This is a genomic window from Taklimakanibacter deserti, from assembly GCA_003574785.1.
On the sequence record QORU01000072.1, the window covers coordinates 1 to 568 of the forward strand.

Below are 568 nucleotides of genomic sequence, written 5' to 3' on the forward strand. Positions count from 1 at the left end.
CCAGACCGCCAGCTAAGGTCCCAAAGTACTAGTTAAGTGGGAAACGATGTGGGAAGGCCCAGACAGCCAGGATGTTGGCTTAGAAGCAGCCATCATTTAAAGAAAGCGTAATAGCTCACTGGTCGAGTCGGCCTGCGCGGAAGATGTAACGGGGCTAAACCATGCACCGAAGCTGCGGCAGCGACGCTTATGCGTTGTTGGGTAGGGGAGCGTTCTGTAAGCCTGCGAAGGTGTGCTGTGAGGCATGCTGGAGGTATCAGAAGTGCGAATGCTGACATAAGTAACGATAAAGCGGGTGAAAAGCCCGCTCGCCGGAAGACCAAGGGTTCCTGTCCAACGTTAATCGGGGCAGGGTGAGTCGGCCCCTAAGGCGAGGCCGAAAGGCGTAGTCGATGGGAAACAGGTTAATATTCCTGTACTTGGTGTTACTGCGAAGGGGGGACGGAGAAGGCTATGTTGGCCGGGCGACGGTTGTCCCGGTTTAAGCGTGTAGGCTGGTTTTCCAGGCAAATCCGGAAAATCAAGGCTGAGGCGTGATGACGAGGCACTACGGTGCTGAAGCAACAAA

General features: G+C 54.9%; 1 rRNA gene. It reads left to right on the plus strand.

Going from position 1 to position 568, the window contains the following annotated elements:
- Positions 1-568 (plus strand): 23S ribosomal RNA (locus DS839_RS35990); the annotation flags it as partial.